This is a genomic window from Streptomyces sp. NRRL S-340, assembly GCF_000720185.1.
In the GTDB taxonomy this organism is placed as follows: Bacteria; Actinomycetota; Actinomycetes; order Streptomycetales; family Streptomycetaceae; genus Streptomyces.
Genome location: NZ_JOIY01000044.1, coordinates 65,748 through 86,835, shown reverse-complemented (window position 1 = coordinate 86,835; position 21,088 = coordinate 65,748). Strand labels below are relative to the sequence as shown.

Genomic DNA, 21,088 nt, shown 5'->3' with positions numbered 1-21,088 from the left:
GGGGCGCCGGTCAGGCGAGGCGGCCGCCACCGTCGACGTGCAACACGGTGCCGGTGACGTAGGGGTTGTCGATGGCGTAGAACACGGCCTTGACCAGATCCTCCGGGCTGCCGACCCGCCCGGCCGGGTTGCGCTCGGCCACGCCGCGCAGAAACGCCTCCTTGTCCGCCCCGAGGCCGTCCCAGGAACCGGTGTCGACGATGCCCGGGGAGACCGCGTTCACCCGGACCGGGGCGATCTCCACCGCCAGCGCCCGCACCAGGAAGGCCAGCGCGCCGTTGGTGGTGGCCATCACGGTGCGCTCGGGAGCCGGCCGCCAGGCGGCCAGTCCCGAGAAGAAGGTGAACGAACCGCTCGCGGCCACCTGCCCGGACAGGTGTTTGGCCAGCAGCAGCGGACCGATCACCTTGGCCGAGAACGCCCGCTGCACATCGGCCGCTTCGAGGTCCTTCAGCGGGCCGTTCGCGGGCATCGCGGCGGTGGAGACCAAGTGGTCGAACCCGCCCACGCGCCCGGCGAAGCCGGCGATCGACCGCTCGTCGGCGAGGTCCAGCGCGAGCACCTCGGACGGCCCGGACAGCTCGCCCGCCGTCCACTCCAGCCTGCGCGGATCCGGACCGGCCAGCACGAGCGCGGCACCGGCCGCGGAGGCGGCTCGGGCGAGAGCGCGCCCGGTGCGCGAGCCCGCGCCCACCACGACGAGCCGCTGCTCCTTGAGAGGCGTGCCATCGAACATGAGGTTCTCCTTCGAGTCATCGGGGTACGGCCGCCCGCTCTGCTCTTCCTCGGGGCCGCACCAGGAGCCTCCCGCAGCCTCCTGCCATGCGTCCAAGGCTTGCTTTCTACCTCAGTGATAAATTCTGTTCATGGCAGCCCCGACGCTCCGGCAGCTCGAATACCTGGTCACCGTGGTCGACACCGGCTCCTTCACACGGGCGGCCGAGCAGTTGCACGTCACCCAGCCCGCGCTCTCCCACCAGGTGCGGGCCCTGGAGAGAACGGTCGGCGGCCCGCTGCTCGAACGCCTGCCGCGGTCGGTGCGGCTGACCCCGATGGGCCGGGCGGTCCTGCCGCACGCCCGCGCCGCGCTGGCCGAGGCAGAGCGCCTGCACACGGTGGCGCGGCGGACGTCGGGCCTGGAGGAGGGCGAACTGGAGGTCGCCGCCATCTATTCGGTCAGTCTCGGCATCCTGCCGCCCGTCCTGCGCGCCTGGCGCCGCCGTCACCCCGGTGTACGGATCCGGCTGCGCGAGTACCCGCACACCGACCGGCTCCAGGCCGCCATGGACTCCGGCCGCGCCGATCTCGCCGTCGGTCCCGCGCCCACCGCCTGGGACGGCCCGATCCGCGAACTCGGCGTCGAGGAGTTCGCCATCGTCCTGCCCGCCGACGACCCGCTGGCCGAACGCCCCACCGGCACGGTCGCCCTCATCGACCTCGCCGACCGCGCCTGGGTTCACTACGCCCCCGACAACGGCCTCGCCGATCTGCTCGACCGTGCCTGCGCCCAGGCGGGCTTCCACCCCCGCGCGGCGATCCGCACGGAGCAGACTCCCGCCGCGCCCCTGCTCGCCGCCGCCGGACTCGGTCCGGCCCTGGTGCCCGCCAACGCCGTCCCGCCCCACTTCGACGGCGCACTGCTCCGTCCCGATCCCCCGATCCGCCGCACCCTCACCGCCTACACCCGCACCCGCCCCGACCCCCTCACCGTCGCCTTCACCGAACTGCTCGCCGACCAGGCCCGTGTCAACCCGGCCGGTTTCCCGCCCACCGTCCCGCTCCCGCCCCGGGCCGACGCCCCCGCGCGGTCCGCCGGATGAACCTGGGCGAGCTGAGCTGAGCCGGCGTCGACCGGTGTCCGCCCGCCGACCGGGGACCGGCGCACACGCATGCGCACACGTGTACTCACACACGGCACACATGCGTCGCCCGCCTCACGGCGACGTCAACGCCGGGCGGTGATGTTCTTGAGGAGGCGGGAGGCGGGAGGCGGGAGGCGGGAGGCGGGAGGCGGGAGGCGGGAGCGGGAAGCGGCCTGCTCGTTGCGTCGCAACGCACTCGTAGCCGTGCGGCCCGCACACCCTCACAGGCGGGTGTCAGTACGGCGGTCCCAGCCCGCCGGTCCCAGCCCGCCGGTCTCAGTACGCCGATCTCAGCACGTCGACCTCGCAGCCCGGCGCGGACGGGTCGAAGCCGTGCTCGACCAGCCAGCGAACCGCCAGCAGGCTCCGCAGCGACCACCAGGCGCGGATCACGTCGAGGTCGACATCGGCGCCATAGCCGGCGACGACGTCACCGAGGTGCTCCTCGTGTCCGAGCGTCAACGTGGCGAGGTCGAACAGCGCGTCACCCGGGGCCGCTTCGGACCAGTCGATGATGCCGGTGACCTCGTCGCCGTCGACGAACACGTGAGAGATCTGCAGATCGCCGTGTGCGAAGACGGGAGTCCACGGCCGGAGCGCGGCCCTGGCGATCCGGCGGTTGCGGGTGACCAGGTCGGCGGGCAGGACGCCGTTCGCCATGAGCCACTCGCACTCGGCGTCGAGATCCGCCGCCAGCTCGTCGAGGCCCCGGCCGGCCCAGGGCGGCAACGGCGCCTCGTGCAGTTTCCGGATGGCGGCACCCGCCGCCGCCCATGCCGCCGGCGGCGCGGCGGACGGCTCGCCGAGGCGGCCGAGCGCCTTCCCCGGGACCGCCGCGATGGCCAGCACGGACGGCTTGCGCCACAGGACCTTCGGCGTCGGGACCGGCGCCAGGGCCATCGCCTCGGCCTCCACGTCGATGCGCGCCTGATCGGCGTCCACCTTCAGGAACACGTCGCCGACGCGCAGGGTCGCGCGCTCGGAATGGGCGACGACGACCTTGACCTCATCCATGGCGACCAGTATCCCGGGAGGACCGCCGACGCCGCCGGGAATTTCGCGTGGGACTGTGTGACCGGCCGCGTCCCGCTGCCCGGCGGCTCCGTGCACGGCACCGGCCTCGCCCAGGCCGCCGCCCGGACCGAGCCCGCCCCTTCCGCCACGAGTCGCACGAACGGCGGGCAGGCCCTCAGGCATCAGGCGTCAGGCGTCAGGCGTCAGGCGTCAACGTGTCGTTGCCGGTGACGGGTGATGCGTCGGGCCGGTGTACGGGCGTCCGGACGCGGGTCACTGTCCGGTGATGCGGGTGACCAGGCGGGCCAGCAGGGGGATGCACTGCCGGAGTTGCCGCTGCTCGTCGGAGCTGAGCGCGTCGCGGACGGCGGTGTTGAGCCAGTCGGCGCGCTGCGAGCGTTCCCGCTCCAGGCGAGCCCGGCCTGCGTCGGTGATGTGCAGCAGGAGCTTGCGGCCGTCGGTGGGGTGGGGCTCTGCGCGGACGAGTCCGTTGCCGGCGAGTTCCTTCACGGATTTCGCGGCTGCCTGGTGGCTCACGCCGCGCAGGTGGGCGAGGTCGGCCGTGGTCTGCGGGCCCCCGCGGTCGAGATGGCCGAGGATGGCGGCTTCGCCGGGGGGCATCGTGTCCGCGGCCCGCACGGCGCGCACCAGCTCACCGATCACCTGCCGCAGGTCTTCGGGCAGCGCGTCGTCGTCCATGCCCTCACCCTAACAGAAGTATGTAACCTAGGTGTATAACTTAGTTGTACAGATTGGTTGTACACATTTCCGCTGGAAGGAAACCGGGACATCACCATGCACCTCACAAAGTTCGGCCATGCCTGTGTGCGCATCGAGAAGGACGGCCGCCGCCTGGTCGTCGACCCCGGCGGCCTGACCGAAACGCACGCAGTGGACGGCGCCGACGCGGTCCTCGTCACACATGAACACTTCGACCACTTCTCCGAAGAACTCCTCCGCAGGGCCGCCCGGAACAACCCGGCCCTGAAGATCTGGACCAACACCTCCGTCGCCAGGCTGCTGGACGGTCTCGGCGCCCAGGTCACCGCCGTCGGCGAGGGGGATGCGTTCACCGCGGCCGGCTTCGACGTGAAGGTCCACGGGACCTGGCACGCACCCCTCCACCCCGACATCCCGCGCATCGGAAACATCGGCTTCCTCGTCGACGACGCCCTGTTCCACCCGGGGGACGCGCTCACGGTCCCGGGCACCCCCGTGGACACCCTCCTGCTGCCCGTGCACGGCCCCTGGTCCACCACCGGGCAACTCATCGACTACGTGCGCGCGGTGGCCCCGCGGCAGACCTACGCCGTCCACGACGGCGCGCTCAACGATGCCGGCACCGCGATGATCGCCGGCTTCCTGGGCGACAACGGCCCCGGCACCGGGGCCGCCTACCACCGCCTGACCGCGGGAGCCTGCGCCGAGATCGGCTGAGGCTCCGGCGAACAGCGCGCGGCGTGCGCCGTGCGGCACCCGGCTCCGGCGAACAGCGCGCGGCGTGCGCGGTGCACCGTCCGGCGCCCTTCCGGTGACGGACCGAGGTCTGCGCGCAAGGAGCGCCCGGCTTCCGCCCGTCCAGGATGCGTGCCGCCCGGCGCGCGAGACGGCCGGTGATCACCGGTGGGGGAGGTCAGCTCCCGGGCTGCGTCCGTGTCGGTGAGGCGGTCGCGCAGAGGGCGCGCAGATCGTCGAAGGCCTGGCGGAGGTGTGCGTCCAGGCTCCGGGAAGGGTCGTCGATCCAGGCCTGGGCCGCGTGGTGAAAGGCGGCCCAGCCGGTCTGAGCGGCCAGGCCGGCCAGCCGGCCGGGGACGCCGCGCCCCCGCAGCGCCTCCGCCACGGCTTCGGTGAGCGACGCGGCCTTGGCCAGGTCGCGTTCGCGCAGCGCCGGTGTCACCGCGATGATCGCCAGTCGCGGTTCGGAGAACGGGCGGTTCTCCTCGAGGATCCGCCCGGCCTTGCGGAAGGCGTGGAGCAGGGCACCGAGCGGCTGAAGATCCTCGGGTGCTTCGGCCACCGCTCGCGTCAGCGCGGCGCGCAGGTCGGCTTCGCCGTCGAAGAGGACCTCGCGTTTGTCCGGGAAGTGGCGGAAGAAAGTGCGTTCGTTGACGCCGGCCCGGGCGGCGATCTCCGCTGTGGTCGTCTGGTCGAAACCGCGTTCCCGGTACAGCTCCAGGGCTGCCTGCTGAAGGCGGCGTCGCGCTTCTGCTCCGCTCCGTGGCACGCCCCCAACGATACCCGCGTGTCAGTCACTGGCGCTACTTGACGCCAGTGACTGACACTACTTAAGGTCAGCGACTGGCGCTACGTAGTGCCAGTCACTGGCGTTAAGAGGAGACCGTTTCCATGCACGTGTTCGTCACTGGGGGTTCCGGTCAGACCGGCCCCGCCGTCGTCACCGAACTCATCGCGGCCGGCCACACGGTCACCGCCCTGGCGCGCTCGGACACCGCCGCCGCCCGGCTCGAGTCACTGGGGGCCACCCCGCACCGCGGGTCCCTGGACGACCTCGGCAGTCTGCGCCGAGGCGCGGAGGCCGCCGACGGCGTCCTGCACATGGCCTACGGCGGCGACTTCTCCGACCTCGGCGACATGATGCGGCGCGACCGGACCGCCATCGAGACGCTGGGCCGGCCGTTGGAAGACTCGGGCAAGCCCCTCGTCGTGACCTCCGGCACACTGGTCATGCCCGCCGGCCGGGTGGCGACGGAGCTGGACGAGCCGGACACGACCGGGATCGCCGCCTTCCGGATCGCGGGTGAGCGGGCCGGTCTGAGCTTCGCCGCGCGGGGGGTGCGCGCGAGCGTGGTCCGTCTCGCCCCCACCGTCCACGGTCCCGAGGACCACGGTTTCATCCCCATGCTCATCGCCACCGCGCGCAAGACCGGCGTCTCGGCCTACATCGGCGACGGCACCAACCGGTGGCCCGCCGTGCACCGTCTCGACGCGGCGGCCCTGTTCCGTCTGGCGCTGGAGAAGGCACCCGCGGGCAGCGTGCTGCACGGAGTGGCCGAGAGCGGGGTCACCCTGAAGAGCATCGCGGAGACGATCGCCCGGGGCCTGGACCTGCCCACGGTCTCCCTGACCCCCGACGAGGCCGCCACCCACTTCGTGAGCCCGTTCATGGCCACGGCCTACGGCTTCGACGGGCCTGCCTCCAGTGCGCACACGCGGGAACTGCTCGGCTGGTCGCCCACCCACCCGGCACTCCTCGAAGACCTGGAGCACGGCGACTACCTGACCCGGCCGGCCTCCTGATCCCGCGCCCCCGCGGCCTTGCGCCCGAGTGAGACCCGGCGGTGTCGCTCGTCCACGCCGGTGACCCGCTCGGCACGCCGCTCGGAGTAACTGGCCCCCCGACGCGCGGAGCGCCGGCGCCACGGCACGACGGCTCCGGGAGTGATCACGGCGATCCCGGTCAGGACCGGTGGGGACGCCCTGGCAGGGGGCGGACGGGCGGGATCTGACGGCACGGTACTCACCTCGGCCGGACGGGTGTCATGATCGCTCAGCGGCCTCGCGCCCCGGCACACCGGCCGGCGGTGCCGGGCCGTGGCGCGACAGCGTGACCAACGGAAGGGAACCGTCATGCGCAGACTCGTCCACTACATCGCCACCACTCTCGACGGCTTCATCGCGGGCCCGGACGGCGGGGACCCCACCGGTCCCGACGGCTTCTGGCCCGTCCCGGCGGACTACATACAGCACCTCGTGGCCGAGTACCCGGAGACGCTGCCCGTCCAGGCCCGTCAGGCACTGTCCGTCACGGCGGAGGGCACGCACTTCGACACCGTGCTGGAGGGGCGGCGCAGCTACGAGATCGGTCTCGCGGCCGGTCTCACCGACGCCTATCCCCACCTGCGGCACCTGGTGTTCTCCCGGACCCTGACCGAGAGCCCGGACCCCGCCGTCGAGTTGGTCGCCGACGACCCGGTGGCGACCGTGCGCGACCTCAAGCGGCAGGACGGCAAGGACATCTGGCTCCTGGGCGGCGCCGAGCTGGCGGGCTCCCTGTACGCCGAGATCGACACGCTCATCCTCAAGGTCGGTCCGCTGACCATCGGGGACGGGATCCCGCTGTTCTCCCGCAAGGCCGCCTTCGACCCGCGCACCTGGACGCTCGCCGACCACACCGTCCTCAAGAGCGGCGCGGTGTTCCTCACCTACACGCGCGCAGACGGCTGAAGGCCGCGGGCGGGGACAGCCCGTGACCCGGGCCGGGTGTCAGGACCCGTCCCCGTCCGCCGCCCCGGGGCGCGCCGCCGCAGCCGGGTGCCCGGGGCGTCCGAGTCGTGGGGTGAACGCGCAAAGGGCCTCCGCCCGCCGGCGGAGGCCCTTTCACCGGATGACCGGATCAGAAGGCGCCGTTCAGACCCCACCAGTCGGTGGCCGTCACCTGGCCCGCGTTCAGCGCGCCGGTGCCGCGGCCGGTGTAGACGAGCTGGCAGCCGGTGCCCCGGCAGCCCTCGCCCGCATAGCCCGCGGTCGTCGTGGTGACGAGGTCGGCGTGGCCGTCGCCGGTGACGTCGCCCAGACCCAGCACGGTGTCCATGACGTTCCAGCCGCCGGAACCGACCAGCACCCGCGAACCGAGGGAACCGGTCCGGCCCGGGTACAGCCACAGCTTCCCGGTGGACGCCTCGCGGGCGATCAGGTCGGCACGGCCGTCACCGTTCATGTCACCTGCCCCGGTCAGGGCGTTCATGCCGTTCCAGCCGCCGTTGCCGAGGAGCTTGCGCGAGCCGAGGCCGCCGGCGCCGGTGCCCGGGTACAGCCACAGCTTGCCCGTGGACTTCTCCACGGCCAGCACGTCGGAGCGGCCGTCGCCGGAGATGTCTCCGGACGCGACGATCCGGCTCATGCCGTTCCACCCGCCGGTGCCCATGAGCTTGCGCGAGCCGAGACTGCCCGTACCGGTGCCCGGGTACAGCCACAGCTTTCCGGTCGAGGCCTCACGGGCGATGACGTCCTCGCGGCCGTCACCGCTGAAGTCGCCGTGCCGGACCAGGGCGTTCATGCCGTTCCAGCCGCCGGTGCCGACCAGCTTGCCGGTCTGGTCCCCGGGCAGGAACCACAGCCGGCCCGCCTTGTCCCGGACCAGGACGTCGGCCTGGCGGTCGGCGTTCAGGTCGCCGAAGCCCGCCGCCTTGGGCGCGGGCGAGGAGAACCACTGCGGGTAGGCCGGCAGGGTGCACTCCCGCGCGGTGGAGACGAACCGCACCGAGCTGGTGCTGCCGGCCGAGTGGCCCCAGTCCTTGCCCGCGGGGTCGGGCGCCCACACGTCGACGGGACCGACCTGACCGTAGTTCGCGTCGTCGTGCAGGCATACGTACTTGGACGTGTGGTTCTCGACCGACCGGAACGTGTTGTTCCAGCTGCCGAGCGTCGCCTTGGCCGTGTTCGTCTTGAACATGGTGCCCGAGGCGTTCTCGGTCTTCCAGGCACAGAAGTAGCCCGACGGGCAGTCGCTGACCGCGGCCTGCGCGGGCGTCCCGCCCGCGCCGAGCAGCCCGAGTGAAGCGAGCCCCAGTGCCGTGGCCACGGTGGCCAGACGCCGAAGCGGTGATACGCGCATGCGTTCCCTCCCTAACGCGGCGCGGAGAGACGCTCGACGCGCCGCGAGAGGAAGATACCTGGTCGAGATGATCACCGCGGTGCGCGGGGCGATCTGGCGGGACGCGAGAGAACGCGTACGAGTCCGCACCGGTCGCCCGGCCCGCTCACCAGGCCAGGAGGCCTTCCGTGCGGGGGCCGGGCCTCCCGCTCCCGGTGGCCCCGCGACGCACCGCGCCGCACCGGGCTCGGGCGCCCTTCGCGCCGGGGTGGGGGTCCGACCGTAACCGGCGCCTTCGCCGGGGCCGCGTGCCGGTCCGGCGGCCCGGCCGTTGCCGGTCAACCCGGTCCCGGTGACAGCCGTGCCGCGCGGGCGGCCAGGTGGCGCCGTTCCGGTGCGCTGGTGGCGCGTCGGGCGGCCTCGCGGTAGGCGTCCGCCGCCGCGTCGTGGCGGCCGAGCATCTCCATGAGGTGCGCTGTGGTGGCGAGCAGGCGGTGGTGGCGTGCCATGCGCTTGTCGGACCGCAGGGTGGCGAGCAGGTCGAGTCCGGCGGCGGGACCGTACACCATGGCGAGGGCGACCACACGGTTGAGGGTGACCACCGGGTTGGGAGCGAGGTGCTCCAGGAGTTCGTACAGGGCGAGGATCTGCGGCCAGTCCGTGGCGTCGACGTGCTCCGCCTCGTCGTGGACGGCGGCGATGGCGGCCTGCACCTGGTACGGGCCGGTCCGCCCCCGCGGCAGGGTCCTGCTGATCAGCTCGATCCCCTCGGTGACGAGCCGGCGGTCCCACCGGCCGCGGTCCTGCTCCGCCAGCGGCACCAGGTCGCCGCCGGCGCCGATGCGGGCGGGGCGGCGGGCGTCGGTGAGCAGCATCAGCGCCAGCAGGCCCGCCGTTTCCGTGTCGTCGGGCAGCAGGCGGTGCAGCAGCCGGGTGAGCCGGATCGCCTCGGCCGACAGGGCGGGCGCGGTCAGGTCGGCGCCGTCCGTGGTGGTGTATCCCTCGTTGAAGATCAGGTACAGCACGTGCAGCACTTCGTCCAGCCGCCGGCCGCGCTCGGCCGCCTCGGGCATGCGCAGCGCCGTGCCGGAGGTCCTGATGGTCTGCTTGGCCCGGCTGATGCGCTGGGCCATGGTCGCTTCCGGGACCAGGAAGGCGGCGGCGACCTGGGCGGTGGTCAGGCCGCCGACGGCGCGCAGCGTCAGCGCGATCCGGCTCGGCGTGGACAACGCCGGGTGGCAGCACAGGAACAGCAGGGCGAGCGAGTCGTCCCTGTCGGTGGCCGGATCGGCGTCGGCGGCGCGGCTGAGCAGTTCCGACTGCGGGGTGGCCAGGGCGATGCGGTCCTCACGGCGCCGGCGTGCCTGCTCGCTGCGCACCTGGTCGACCAGCTTGCGGGAGGCGACGGTGACCAGCCAGCCCCTCGGGTTGTCCGGCGGCCCTTCGGCGGGCCACTGGAGCGCTGCGGCGAGCAGGGCTTCCTGGACGGCGTCCTCGCAGGCGTCGAAGGTGCCGTACCTGCGCAGCAGTGCGCCGAGGACCTGCGGCGCCAGTTCGCGCAGCAGGTCCTCGACGCCGTGGTCCACGGTCACAGGTCGGCCGCGGACTCGTGCAGGACGGGCCACAGTTCGACCGGCTCGACGTCGGCGAAGGGCATCTCCGCCGCGATCCGCTGCGCGCGCTCCTGGCTTGCGCAGTCGAGCAGGTAGAAGCTGGCGATGTACTCCTTGGTCTCCAGGTAGGGGCCGTCGGTGACCGCCGGGGCCCCGCCCTCGCGGCGCACGAGCTGGGCGTTGGCCGCGTCCGCCAGGCCGTAGGCGCCCAGAAGCTCTCCGGTCTCCCGGTACTTCTTGTTGAACGCCTCCTGCGCGGCGATGGCCTCCGGCCAGTCCTCGGCCGGGAAGGAGTCCCACTTGGCCTGGTTGCCGTAGATCATCGCGACGTACTTCATCCCGGGTGTCCCCTTCGGTCCCGCGCGCCCCGTCGGCGCGCTGTCACCCCTCAGTCGGAGCCGGGAACGGGCCCTCGACATCCGGCGACGGCTTTCTCCGGCTTTTCTTCCGCGGGACCGAGGGCCGTCCCACGCCCCCTCGTGACGCGGGTGATCAACTTACCTGGCCTTTCCCCGGCAGGGCAGCCGTCGGCGTCGGCCTCAGCTCGCGGCCCCGGTACCGGTGAGGTCTTCCTCCATCCGCTCGTCATAGCCGGTGGCGGGGTTGACGACGCGGCCGGCGGCCCACCAGTTCTCCCTGGCCGTCTCGTTGATCATCATCAGGATGTCCTCTTCGGGGACGTCGGCGAAGAGCCGGAGGTTGTCGACGACCGCCTGGAACAGCTCGGCCTTCTGCTCGGCGGTGCGGTGGTTGAAGGACAACTGGATGAGCATGGCCCGCTCGGTGCGGCGCAGGCCGAACACCACCGGCTGCATCTGGAAGTTGTCGGGCAGGACCTCGTGGAAGACGTGGAACTGGTCGTCCTGGGGGATCTTCAGCACGTCGACCATCGCCTTGTGCAGGCCCAGGGACACGTTCCGGCGGTACTCGGCGGGGGTTCCCTGGCGCAGGTAGATGTTGATCAGAGGCATGGGCTGCCGCCTTCCTTCTCTTTCTGGTCGTCGTCCGGTGCCGGTACCTGGAAGCAGGCCAGCAGGGCCGAGGTGTTGAGGTACTGGCCGACGAGGCCGACCAGGGCGATGAGAGTGTTCGTGCCGAACGCGGCCGATGCCTCGTCGTACAGGCCGTCCGGCACGCGGTGGTCGCGGACCAGGGCGGCGGCCAGGCGGTGCGCGAGCTCAGCGTCGGGGCGCAGCCCGCGGGGGGCCTCACCTCGGAGCAACGACGCGATGGCCGGAGCGGGCAGCCCGGCCTTCCCGGCCGCCGCGGCGTGGGCGTACAGCGCGTACTCGGCCCGCCAGTGGGCGGCCACGGTGAGGATGACGGTCTCTCGGACGTCCGCCGCGATGCCGGCCCGGGTGAGCGCCCGGGCCCACTCCAGCAGAGGCCGGGCGAGGTGCGGAGTGCGCAGCAGGGCGTTGAACGGGCCGATGAACCGCCCGTCGGGCAGGACGGCCGTATAGCCCGCCTCCTGTGCGTCGCGCGCCCGCGTGGCCCGCAGACGGTCGCGCAGTGCGCGCTGCGCCTCGTCGAGGCCGTCGGGAGGAAGGAGGGGCAACCGGCCGCCCAGCCCGGATGCCGTGTCAGGGGGGTCGTCGTTCATGCCCTCCACGCTAGGAAGGCGGACGGGTATTCCGCCAACGAATGTTCGGCATGATGGGCATTCCGATCACTCATGACACCGCCCGGAGCAACCCACTGCTCACACTGACCCACTGCTCTGATTGACTCGATGCTCTGACCGACTCGATGCCCTGACCGACCCACTGCCCTGACGGACTCGATGCTCCCGGTGACTCACTGCTCACTGACCCACCACTCCGACTCGGTGCTCGGGCCGCCTCGCTGCCGGGGCCGGCTCACTGCTCATGGCTGTCCCACGGAGACCTCATGGAGATGACGCTGGTCGGGCTGCGGGTGCTGCGGGAGGTGGCGGAGCGGGGTACCTTCACGGCCGCGGCGGACGCGCTCGGGTACACGCAGTCGGCCGTCTCCCGGCAGATGGCCGCGCTGGAACAGGCGAGCGGCGCCCGGCTCTTCGACCGCCACGCGGGCGGTGTCCGGCTGACCGGCGCAGGCCGTGTCCTCCTGCGGAACGCCGTCGTCGCCCTCGATGCCCTTGAGGCCGCCGACCGGGAGCTGCGCGGAACGGAGGAGGTGGACAGGGGCCGTGTCCGGCTCGGCTTCTTCCCCACCGCCGGTGCGGTGATCGTGCCCCATGCCCTGGCGATGCTGCGCCAGGAGCGCCCTCGCCTGGAGGTGACGACGCGTGAGGGCAGCACTCCCTCGCTGGTGCGCGCGCTGCGCGCCGGCACCCTGGATCTCGCGCTCCTCTCCTCCCGGCCACCGCACCGCTCGCCCGACACGGACGATCCGCCCCTGAGCGTCGAACCGCTGCTGGAACTGCGCCTGGCCGTGGTGGTGCCGGCCGACGGCCCGTTCGCCGAACGGGACAGCGTCAGCGTCGAGGAGATCGCGCGCGAACCATGGATCGCCGGTGCCGGCAGCGCGGACGAGCCCGTACTGGGCGTCTGGCCCGGTCTGCCCGGGCGGCCCCGGGTCCGTCACACCGCCCGCGACTGGCTGACCAAACTCCACCTGGTCGCGGCCGGTGCCGGCATCACCACGGCGACGCCGGCACTGCTGCCCGTCCTCCCGCCCGGGGTCCGCGTCGTACCCGTCGAGGGCGTCGCGGAGGAGGTACGACGCGTCAGCCTGGTGCGCATGCCGGGCCCCGCCGGGGCGCCCGTGCAGGCGCTGGCACGCGCTCTGCGCCGCCAAGCCGCCGACCTCGCGGACCTCAGCGACCTCAGCGACCTCAGCGACCCCGCCGGCTGATCGTGGCGCGCGCCGATCCCGGAGGCGCGGCGGCCCGGCGAACGGCGGATCCGGCCGCCTTGCTCGTCCGCCGGTGATCCGGCGGACGAGCAAGGCCGGACGCTGCTGAGCCCGCAGCACGGGTCACTCTGTTGAACACGGAGTCTGTGTGAGCACGGTCGGGCGACTCCCCCTCGGCGGCCTCAACACCCGTCATCAGCACGGGACTTCACACCCGCAGCCCGAACGCCAAGGTTCAGTAATGTGAACGGCGTTCAACGTACAGGATTATTGACGCGGTCACGGCAGGCCTCTAGCTTTCTCCAGCAAGCGCTTTCCCCAGCGGTGCGCGGGTGAACCTCAAGGGCCCGGACAGCCCCTCGGTCCTTCCGGAACGACGCCCCACCCCAAGGGCGGCGACCGCCCGCGCGCATCCCCACGGCCAAGGAGACACGCAATGCACTCGAGAGCCGCAATCGCATCGGTCGGCCTGCTGGCCGGCGCGCTCGTCACGCTGTCCGGCACCATGGCGCAGGCCGTTTCCGTCCACGGCGACGCCGCGCCCGCCGGGGCGGCCGGCGCCGTGACGGCGTCGGGCACCGTTCTCTACGTCGCGCCGAACGGCAAGGACAGCGCGGCCGGAACTGAGTCGGCCCCGACGACGCTCACCTCGGCGATCAGCCGGATCACCTCCGGCGGCACGATCTACCTGCGCGGCGGGACATACAAGTACTCCTCGACGATCACCGTCCCGGCCGGCGACAACGGCACCTCCGGGGCCCGCACCACCCTGTCCGCCTACCCGGGCGAGAAGCCGGTGCTGGACTTCTCGGCGCAGAGCGAGAGCTCCTCCAACCGGGGGCTCCAGCTGATGGCCGACTACTGGCACCTGTACGGCCTGACCGTCCAGCACGCCGGGGACAACGGCATCTACGTCGGCGGCAGCAACAACGTCGTCGAGCGCGTGGTGACGGCGTACAACCGTGACACGGGACTGCAGCTCGGGAGGATCGCCTCCAGCACCCCCAAGTCCCAGTGGCCGTCGAACAACCTCGTCGTGAGTTCGGAGTCCCACGACAACAAGGACTCCTCCGGCGAGAACGCCGACGGCTTCGCCGCGAAGCTCACCACGGGCACCGGGAACGTCTTCCGCTACGACGTCTCCCACCACAACATCGACGACGGCTGGGACCTCTACGCCAAGACCGACACCGGCGCCATCGGCCCGGTGACCATCGAGTACTCCCTCTCCTACGGCAACGGCACCCTCACCGACGGCACCCAGAACAAGAACGGCGACCGCAACGGCTACAAGCTCGGCGGTTCCGGCATCGAGGTCGACCACATCGTCCGGCACAACGTGGCGTACGGCAACGGCCACCACGGCTTCACCTACAACAGCAACCCCGGGACGATGACCGTCTCGAACAACGCCAGTGTCGACAACGGCGTCCGCAACTTCGCGTTCGACGAGGGGACTTCGGTGTTCCGCAACAACACCTCGTGCCGCAGCGGCAGCGGCACGAACGACAAGATCGGCACGGACGCCGACGCCGACGCCTCGAACCAGTTCTGGCTCGGTTCGAACGGGTCGCGCTGCTCCTCCTACACCGGGGCCCTGGGCTGGTCCTTCGCCTCCGACGGCCGCCTCGTCGTGACCTTCGGCGGCAAGGCGGTCACCCCGTGACGACGCGGTCGCCCCGGGCCGCGAGGCCCCGGGCGCACGCCGCCGGCCCTGCCCGGTGACACGGCCGCACGGGCCCGTACGACGTGTTCGGCGCCGCCGCGAGGCTCCGGCCCCGCGGCGGCGGCAACCGATGAAGAGACGGCGAGAACCGGTGAGGAGACAAGGAGATGAGGAGATGCCGATGAGCAGACCGGTCATGTCCCGGGTCGGTGCGGCGCTGGCCACGATGACCCTCGTGGCCGCGGGCGGCGCGGCCCTGTCGGCACCCGAGGCGTCGGCGGCGGCCGGCGGGGCCTCGGGCTACGCGAGCCAGAACGGCGGCACCACCGGCGGCGCGGGCGGCCAGACGGTGCGGGCCACCACGGGTACCGAGATCAACGCGGCGCTGTGCGACCGGGCCGGCAGCAGCACCCCGATCGTCATCGAGGTCGAGGGCACCATCAACCACGGCAACACCAGCCAGGTGTCCGGCAAAAGCTGCAACACCGCCGACGACGTGATCGAGCTGAAGCAGATCAGCAACGTCACCCTCGTCGGGGTCGGCAGCGGCGCCGTCTTCGACCAGCTCGGCATCCATGTCCGCGAGGCCGGCAACATCGTCATCCAGAACGTCACCGTCCGCGACGTCAAGAAGTCCGGCTCGCCGGTGTCCAACGGCGGGGACGCCATCGGCATGGAGAAGAACGTCCACAACGTCTGGGTCGACCACGTCACCCTCGAAGCGTCGGGCGGCGAGGACGAGGGGTACGACAGCCTCTTCGACCTGAAGAACAACACCCGGTACGTGACGCTGTCCTACAGCGTCCTGCGCGACTCCGGCCGCGGCGGTCTCGTCGGCCACAGCGACAGCGACCTCACGAGCACCTTCATCACGTACCACCACAACCTGTACGAGAACCTGGACTCCCGCGCCCCGCTGCTGCGCGGCGGCACGGCCCACATCTACGACAACTACTACGTGAACCTCCACAAGTCGGGCATCAACTCCCGGGCCGGGGCCCACGCCAAGGTGGACAACAACTACTTCAAGGACTCCAAGGACGTCCTGGGCACCTTCTACACCGACGAGGCCGGCTACTGGCAGGTCAGCGGCAACATCTACGACAACGTGACCTGGTCGGCCCCCGGCAGCGAGAACCACCCGGCCGGCCCGGACCCGCAGTCCGGCACCACCGTCGCCATCCCCTACTCCTACACCCTCGACGCGGCCAGGTGCGTGCCGGCCGTCGTGAGCCGGACGGCCGGCGCCGGCACGGGGCTGCTCACGTCGAACGGCGGTTGCTGACGGCGGACGCCCGCACCCCCGGCGGCCCCGGACGGCCGGGGTGAGCGTCACCGCCCCGGCCGTCCCCGGCGGCAGCGCGGCCCGCTGCCGCCGGGGCTCACCGCGGTTCCCCGGCGGCGCGGGCGCGGCGCCAGGCGCCGTCGGCGAGCAGGCGCAGGCCGTTGAGGCCGACGATGACGGTGGAGCCCTCGTGGCCGGCGACACCGAGCGGCAGGGGCAGTGTGCCCGCCAGGTCCCAGACGACCAGGCCGGTGATGAACACCGCGGCGATGACCAGGTTCTGCGCGACCAGGCGACGAGCGGTGCGCGACAGGCGGACGACGGCGGGGACGGTGGCCAGTTCGTCGCGGACCACGACCGCGTCGGCGGTCTCCAGGGCCAGGTCGGAGCCGGCCCGGCCCATGGCGACGCCGGTGTGCGCGGCGGCCAGCGCGGGGGCGTCGTTGACGCCGTCGCCGACCACCAGCACCTTCCGCCCGGCCCGCTCCATCTCCCGCACCGCGGCGACCTTGTCCTGCGGCAGCAGGCCCGCGCGGACGTCGGTGATGCCGGCCTCGGCCGCCAGACGGGCCGCCGCGCGCGGGTTGTCCCCGGTGACCAGCACCGGTGCGGTGCCGGTCAGTTCCCTCAGCGCGGTCACGGTGGCGGCGGCCTCCGCACGCAGCCGGTCGGCGATGGCGAGCACCCCCGCCGGCGTGCCGTCCAGGGTGACCAGTACGGCCGTGCGGCCCTCCTCCTCGAGCCCCGCGGCCACGGAGGCGGCCCGGTGCCCGGCGCGGGGGTCCAGCAGACGGGCGGGACTGCCGACCGCGACCGTGCGGCCCCCGACCCGCGCGCTCACCCCCGCGCCGGGGGTGGAGGCGAAATCCTCGGCCGGGGGGATGTCCAGGCCGCGGGCGCGGGCGGCGTCCACGATCGCGCGGGCCAGCGGGTGCTCGCTGGGGTGCTCGGCGGCCGCCGCCAGCCGCAGCAGCTCCTCCTCGCTCAGGCCGGAGGCGGCCAGCGGGCGGAGGCCGGTCACGCGCGGGGTGCCCTCGGTCAGCGTGCCGGTCTTGTCCAGGGCGACCGCGTCCACCTGTCCCAGTCGTTCCATGACCACCGCGGACTTCACCAGCACGCCGTGGCGGCCGGCGTTGGCGATGGCCGACAGCAGCGGGGGCATGGTCGCCAGCACCACCGCGCAGGGCGAGGCGACGATCATGAACGTCATCGCGCGCAGCAGCGTCGGCCGCAGCCCGGCGCCGAGGAGCAGGGGCAGGACGAACAGGGCGAGGGTGGCGGCGACCATGCCGAGGCTGTAGCGCTGCTCGACCTTCTCGATGAACAGCTGGGTGGGCGCCTTGGTCCCGGAGGCTTCCTCGACCATCGCCACGATCCGTGCGATCACCGAGTCCGACGGGTCCCGCTCCACCTTCACCCGCAGCGCGCCGGTGCCGTTCAGCGTACCGGCGAAGACCTCGTCGCCCACCTGCTTGGCCACCGGCAGCGGCTCGCCGGTGATGGTGGCCTGATCGACCTCGCTCGCCCCCTCCAGCACCCGGCCGTCGGCACCGATCCGCTCCCCCGGCCGCACCAGGACGACGTCGCCCGCGGCCAGCCGCTCGGTGGGGACCGCCTCCTCCGTGCCGTCGTCGGCGAGCCGGGTCGCTGTCGCGGGGGCCAGATCGAGCAGACCGCGTACCGAATCGGCGGTGCGGGCGGTGGCGATCGCCTCCAGGGCGCCGGAGGTGGCGAAGATGACGATCAGCAGCGCACCGTCCAGGACCTGCCCGATCGCCGCCGCCCCGAGCGCGGCGACCACCATCAGCAGGTCCACGTCCAGGGTCTTCTCCCGCAGGGCCTGAAGGCCCGCCCAGCCCGGCTCCCAGCCGCCGGTGGCGTAGGAGAGCGCGAACAGCGGCGCCCAGGACCACGCCGGCGCCCCCGTCAGGTACAGCGGCAGCGCGGCCAGGAACAGCACCAGCGCCGCGGCCGCCCAGCGGGCCTCGGGCAGGGCGAGGATCCGCGTACGGCGCCGCGGCACCACCGTGCCGCGGGCGGCGCCGCCGGATGAGGCCGGGCGGAGAAGAGTGGAAGACATCGAGGCAGCCCCTGGAGAAGCGGTGACGCGCAGCGCGTCCGGCACCACCACCGTAACAGGAACGAATGAACATTGATTCATGTGTTCATCGGGCGGCGTACCATGGACGCATGGGTCACGGAGCCGCACCGCCTTCCAGCAACGTCCCGCGCACACGCCTGGACGCGGCCGGCGCCGCCAAGGTCGCCACGACCCTCCAGGCCCTGGCCACGCCCTCGCGCTTGCTCATCCTCGCCCGCCTGCGCGAAGGCCCCCTGCCGGCCACCGAGTTGGCCGCCGAGGTCGGCATGGAGCAGTCCGCCTGCTCCCACCAGCTGCGGCTGCTGCGCAACCTCGGCCTCGTCACCGGCACCCGCAAGGGCCGCTCCGTGGTCTACGCCCTCTACGACAACCACGTCGCCGAACTCCTGGACCAGGCCCTCTACCACGTCGAACACCTCCGCCTCGGCCTGAGCGACACGGCCCTGCCCGCTCAGTAGGCGTCCTGGCCCCGGCCGTGGGCGAGGTTCTACGCCGCCCTACCGACCGCAAGCCGCCCGGCTCCGGTGCGTCCCGCGGCGACCTGGCCGTCGCACGGGATGTGCCGGTCGTGCGCGTTGTGCCGTCGCACTGCCCGGGCGTCAGTCGAGGTTCGTCGGGACGCTCGTGTTGGGGACGCAGAGGGTGGAGGAGAGGAGCCGCAGGGCCGCGTCCGAACTCGAGCCGGGCCGGGCGGTGTAGGCGATCACGCGCTGCCCGGCCGCCTCCGGAAGCAGCAGGCTCTGGAAGGAGAGTTCCATGGAACCGACGAGAGGGTGGTCGATCTCCTTGGTGCCCGCGACACACGTCCGCACCGGGTGCCGGGCCCAGCGCTGGGCGAACTCCTCGCTGTTCATGGTGAGTTCGCCGATGAGTTCGGCGAGCTGCTTGTCGTGGGGGTGACGGCCGGCGACGAGCCGCAGCGACGCCACCGCGAGCTGGGCCTCGTCGTGCCAGCGCGGGTAGAGGTCGCGGTTGTGCTCGTCCAGGAACAGCATCCGGGTCAGGTTCGGCCGGCGGTCCCGCTGCCCGGGCGCGTCGAAGGGCAGATGCATGGCCAGCAGGAGATGGCCCATGGCGTTCCAGGCGAGGATGTCGTTGCGCCGGTCCAGGACCAGGGCGGGGGTGTCCGTGAAGGTGTCGATGAGCTGGCGGACACCGGGAGCGGCGCCGGAGGTCCGCGGGGTCTGGGCACGCCGGGAGGTGATCGCCTCCGGCCGGGCGAGATCCATGAGGTGGCCGGACTCGTCCGGGGTCAGGCGCAGGGTGCGGGCGATCGCCCGGAGCACGGAGTCGGAGACCTGGTGGACGCGGCCCTGCTCGAGCCGGGTGTAGTGGGTGACGCTCAGGCCTGCCGCCAACGCCACTTCCTCGCGCCGCAGACCGGGCACCCTGCGTCGTTCCGCCAGTTGCGGAAGCCCGATCTCCTCGGGCGTCAGGGCTGCTCGGCGGCTGCGCAGGAAATCGCTCAGCTCGGAGAAGTCAGGCATGAGGTGCTCTCCCAGTCGATCCGGTGAAGTGAACCGTGCCCTGGGTCCAACGGACGCGGCGCCCGCGTGCTTCCCGCCCTGGGTGGTCATGTTCTGACCACCCACCGCACGCCTCGTCAGCGGGCGGGGAGTCCTCTTCGGGGACTGGGTGGCGGCCGGCCGGCGGCGCAGGATTCCCCCGGTCGAAGCTTCTCGAAGGGAATCTCATGTCTGTTGTCGATGGTGTGGCCGGGAAGGCTGTCGCGAGTGGTCCGGGTGACCCGGGACCGCGCCGGTTGACGTCCCGGATGCGGCTGACGCTGGTGGTGCTGCTGGTCGCGCAGTTCATGCTGGCGGTGGACTTCTCGATCCTGAACGTGGCGCTGCCGGTGATCGGCGAGGGCCTGGGTTTCTCGCTGGGCGGCCTGCAGTGGATCGCGACCTCGTTCGCGCTGTGCGCGGCGGGTTTCACCCTGCTCTTCGGCCGGGTCGCGGACCTGTTCGGCCGACGCCGGCTGTTCCTGGCCGGCCTGGCCGTTCTGGGGCTGGCCTCGCTGGCCGGCGGTCTGGCCACCAGCCCGCAGGTACTCGTCCTCGCCCGTGTCCTTCAGGGACTCGCGACCGCGGCGGTCACCCCGGCCGGTCTGTCGCTGCTGACCACCTCCTTCCCGGAGGGGCCGCTGCGGGAGAAGGCCCTCGGCCTGAACGGCGCCCTGATGTCGGCCGGTTTCACCACCGGCGCCGTCCTGGGCGGCGTGCTGACCGACCTGCTGTCGTGGCGGTGGTCGTTCTTCATCAACGTGCCCGTCGCCGCCGCCGTGCTGGTCATCGCCCCGATGGTGCTGGCCGAGTCCCGCCCCGGGGTCCGTCCGCGCCTGGACCTGCCCGGTGCCCTGAGCGTCACCCTCGGTCTGCTCGCCGTGGTCTTCGGCTTCACCCGGGCCGGTGGGCACGGCTGGTCCGACCCCACCGCCCTCGCCGTGCTGGCCACCGGCGTGCTCCTGCTGGTCGCGTTCTACTTCGTCGAACGCGAGAGCCCCGCCCCGCTGGTCCCGGTCAGCGTCCTCGCCCGGCGCAGCGTGGCCTGGGGCAACGTCGCGGGCGTCCTCGCCTTCGTCACCGAGACCTCCCTGGTCTTCCTGATGACCCTCTACCTGCAAGAGGTCCTGGGCTTCTCACCGCTGGCGGCCGGGCTGTCCTTCGGCGTCCTGGGCCTGGGCACCGTCCTGGGCGGCACCGTCGCACCCCGCGTCATCGCGGCCACCGGCACCCGCGCCACCCTGGTCACCGGCGCGCTGGTGCAGACCGTCGCCACCGCCGCCCTGCTCCTCCTGGGCACCACTGCCCACAGCCTCGCCCTGCTGCTGCCCGCCACGTTCGTCGGCGGCGTCGGCAACATGCTCCTGATCGTCGGCTTCATGGTCACCGCGACCAGCGGTCTGCCCGACCACGAACAGGGCATGGCGACCGGACTGGCCACCATGAGCCAGCAGATCGGCATCACCATGGGAACCCCCGTCATGAGTGCCGTCGCCACCGGCGCCATGACGACCACCACCGTCACCGGCGTCCTCGGCGGCATCCGGACCGCCGTCGCCGCCGACACCGCTCTCGTCCTCGTCGCCGCCCTCACCAGCGCCCTGTTCCTGCGCGCCCGCACCACCAGGTAGCGCGTCCTGCCCGGCGGTG

19 protein-coding genes and 1 pseudogene are annotated in these 21,088 nt (G+C 72.5%); 9 read left to right on the top strand and 11 right to left on the bottom strand.

Going from position 1 to position 21,088, the window contains the following annotated elements:
- Positions 1-10: 10 nt before the first annotated feature.
- Positions 11-736, bottom strand: a complete 726-nt coding sequence (locus tag IG64_RS29895) for an SDR family oxidoreductase (protein WP_037861825.1) — start codon at positions 734-736, stop codon at positions 11-13.
- A gap of 130 nt (positions 737-866) precedes the next feature.
- Here IG64_RS29895 and IG64_RS29890 point away from each other — a divergent pair, with 130 nt between their 5' ends.
- Positions 867-1,820, top strand: a complete 954-nt coding sequence (locus tag IG64_RS29890) for a LysR family transcriptional regulator (RefSeq protein ID WP_051813486.1) — start codon at positions 867-869, stop codon at positions 1,818-1,820.
- Positions 1,821-2,138: 318 nt separating this feature from the next.
- Here the strand turns inward: IG64_RS29890 and IG64_RS29885 are convergent, their stop codons facing one another.
- Together IG64_RS29885 and IG64_RS29880 are read right to left on the bottom strand one after the other, a co-directional pair.
- Positions 2,139-2,876 carry a phosphotransferase family protein gene (locus tag IG64_RS29885; RefSeq protein ID WP_037861819.1) on the bottom strand — a complete coding sequence of 246 codons (738 nt, stop codon included), beginning with the start codon at positions 2,874-2,876 and terminating at the stop codon, positions 2,139-2,141.
- Positions 2,877-3,149: 273 nt separating this feature from the next.
- Positions 3,150-3,575, bottom strand: coding sequence for a MarR family winged helix-turn-helix transcriptional regulator (locus IG64_RS29880; RefSeq protein WP_037861818.1), 426 nt, complete (start codon positions 3,573-3,575; stop codon positions 3,150-3,152).
- A 96-nt stretch (positions 3,576-3,671) separates the two neighbouring features.
- On the opposite strand from IG64_RS29880, the gene IG64_RS29875 reads away from it, so the two are divergent.
- The gene (locus tag IG64_RS29875) at positions 3,672-4,313 is read left to right on the top strand and encodes an MBL fold metallo-hydrolase (protein ID WP_037861817.1); all 642 of its coding nucleotides are present in this window, start codon (positions 3,672-3,674) and stop codon (positions 4,311-4,313) included.
- A gap of 196 nt (positions 4,314-4,509) precedes the next feature.
- Here the strand turns inward: IG64_RS29875 and IG64_RS29870 are convergent, their stop codons facing one another.
- Entirely contained in the window at positions 4,510-5,100 is a 591-nt protein-coding gene (locus IG64_RS29870; RefSeq protein ID WP_037861812.1) for a TetR family transcriptional regulator, read from the bottom strand.
- A 122-nt stretch (positions 5,101-5,222) separates the two neighbouring features.
- Between IG64_RS29870 and IG64_RS29865 the strand changes: the two genes are divergently transcribed.
- Both IG64_RS29865 and IG64_RS29860 read left to right on the top strand, forming a co-directional pair.
- Entirely contained in the window at positions 5,223-6,134 is a 912-nt protein-coding gene (locus tag IG64_RS29865; protein WP_037861810.1) for an SDR family oxidoreductase, read from the top strand.
- 330 nt (positions 6,135-6,464) lie between these two features.
- On the top strand, positions 6,465-7,061 hold the full coding sequence (locus IG64_RS29860; RefSeq protein WP_037861809.1) for a dihydrofolate reductase family protein: 597 nt from the start codon (positions 6,465-6,467) through the stop codon (positions 7,059-7,061).
- Positions 7,062-7,230: 169 nt separating this feature from the next.
- Here the strand turns inward: IG64_RS29860 and IG64_RS29855 are convergent, their stop codons facing one another.
- The 5 genes from IG64_RS29855 to IG64_RS29835 form a co-directional block, all read right to left on the bottom strand.
- Entirely contained in the window at positions 7,231-8,451 is a 1,221-nt protein-coding gene (locus IG64_RS29855; protein ID WP_037861808.1) for an FG-GAP-like repeat-containing protein, read from the bottom strand.
- Between the two features lie 317 nt (positions 8,452-8,768).
- Positions 8,769-10,022 (bottom strand): RNA polymerase sigma factor, encoded by a 1,254-nt coding sequence (locus IG64_RS29850; protein ID WP_037861806.1) that lies wholly within the window; start codon positions 10,020-10,022, stop codon positions 8,769-8,771.
- Positions 10,019-10,381 (bottom strand): YciI family protein, encoded by a 363-nt coding sequence (locus IG64_RS29845; RefSeq protein ID WP_037861805.1) that lies wholly within the window; start codon positions 10,379-10,381, stop codon positions 10,019-10,021. Before IG64_RS29845 ends, IG64_RS29850 begins: the two co-directional genes overlap by 4 nt.
- 201 nt (positions 10,382-10,582) lie before the next feature.
- A complete protein-coding gene (locus IG64_RS29840) occupies positions 10,583-11,014 on the bottom strand; it encodes a tautomerase family protein (protein WP_037861804.1) in 432 nt (143 codons plus the stop codon).
- Positions 11,005-11,646: a hypothetical protein gene (locus IG64_RS29835; RefSeq protein ID WP_051813485.1), complete on the bottom strand. Its 642-nt coding sequence runs from the start codon at positions 11,644-11,646 to the stop codon at positions 11,005-11,007. Before IG64_RS29835 ends, IG64_RS29840 begins: the two co-directional genes overlap by 10 nt.
- Before the next feature lie 293 nt (positions 11,647-11,939).
- Here IG64_RS29835 and IG64_RS29830 point away from each other — a divergent pair, with 293 nt between their 5' ends.
- The 3 genes and pseudogenes from IG64_RS29830 to IG64_RS29820 form a co-directional block, all read left to right on the top strand.
- Complete coding sequence (locus IG64_RS29830; protein ID WP_107474399.1) at positions 11,940-12,881, top strand: LysR family transcriptional regulator; 942 nt, start codon at positions 11,940-11,942, stop codon at positions 12,879-12,881.
- Between the two features lie 436 nt (positions 12,882-13,317).
- The gene (locus IG64_RS29825; RefSeq protein ID WP_037861802.1) at positions 13,318-14,547 is read left to right on the top strand and encodes a right-handed parallel beta-helix repeat-containing protein; all 1,230 of its coding nucleotides are present in this window, start codon (positions 13,318-13,320) and stop codon (positions 14,545-14,547) included.
- A 181-nt stretch (positions 14,548-14,728) separates the two neighbouring features.
- Positions 14,729-15,829 (top strand): annotated as a pseudogene (locus IG64_RS29820) (pectate lyase family protein); the annotation flags it as partial.
- Between the two features lie 100 nt (positions 15,830-15,929).
- Here IG64_RS29820 and IG64_RS29815 read toward each other — a convergent pair.
- Positions 15,930-17,912, bottom strand: coding sequence for a heavy metal translocating P-type ATPase (locus tag IG64_RS29815; protein WP_037861798.1), 1,983 nt, complete (start codon positions 17,910-17,912; stop codon positions 15,930-15,932).
- A 110-nt stretch (positions 17,913-18,022) separates the two neighbouring features.
- Between IG64_RS29815 and IG64_RS29810 the strand changes: the two genes are divergently transcribed.
- Complete coding sequence (locus IG64_RS29810) at positions 18,023-18,391, top strand: ArsR/SmtB family transcription factor (protein WP_037861795.1); 369 nt, start codon at positions 18,023-18,025, stop codon at positions 18,389-18,391.
- 141 nt (positions 18,392-18,532) lie between these two features.
- Here IG64_RS29810 and IG64_RS29805 read toward each other — a convergent pair whose 3' ends face one another.
- On the bottom strand, positions 18,533-19,420 hold the full coding sequence (locus IG64_RS29805; RefSeq protein ID WP_037861791.1) for a helix-turn-helix domain-containing protein: 888 nt from the start codon (positions 19,418-19,420) through the stop codon (positions 18,533-18,535).
- A gap of 206 nt (positions 19,421-19,626) precedes the next feature.
- Here IG64_RS29805 and IG64_RS29800 point away from each other — a divergent pair, with 206 nt between their 5' ends.
- On the top strand, positions 19,627-21,069 hold the full coding sequence (locus tag IG64_RS29800) for an MFS transporter (protein WP_037861789.1): 1,443 nt from the start codon (positions 19,627-19,629) through the stop codon (positions 21,067-21,069).
- Positions 21,070-21,088 lie beyond the last annotated feature (19 nt).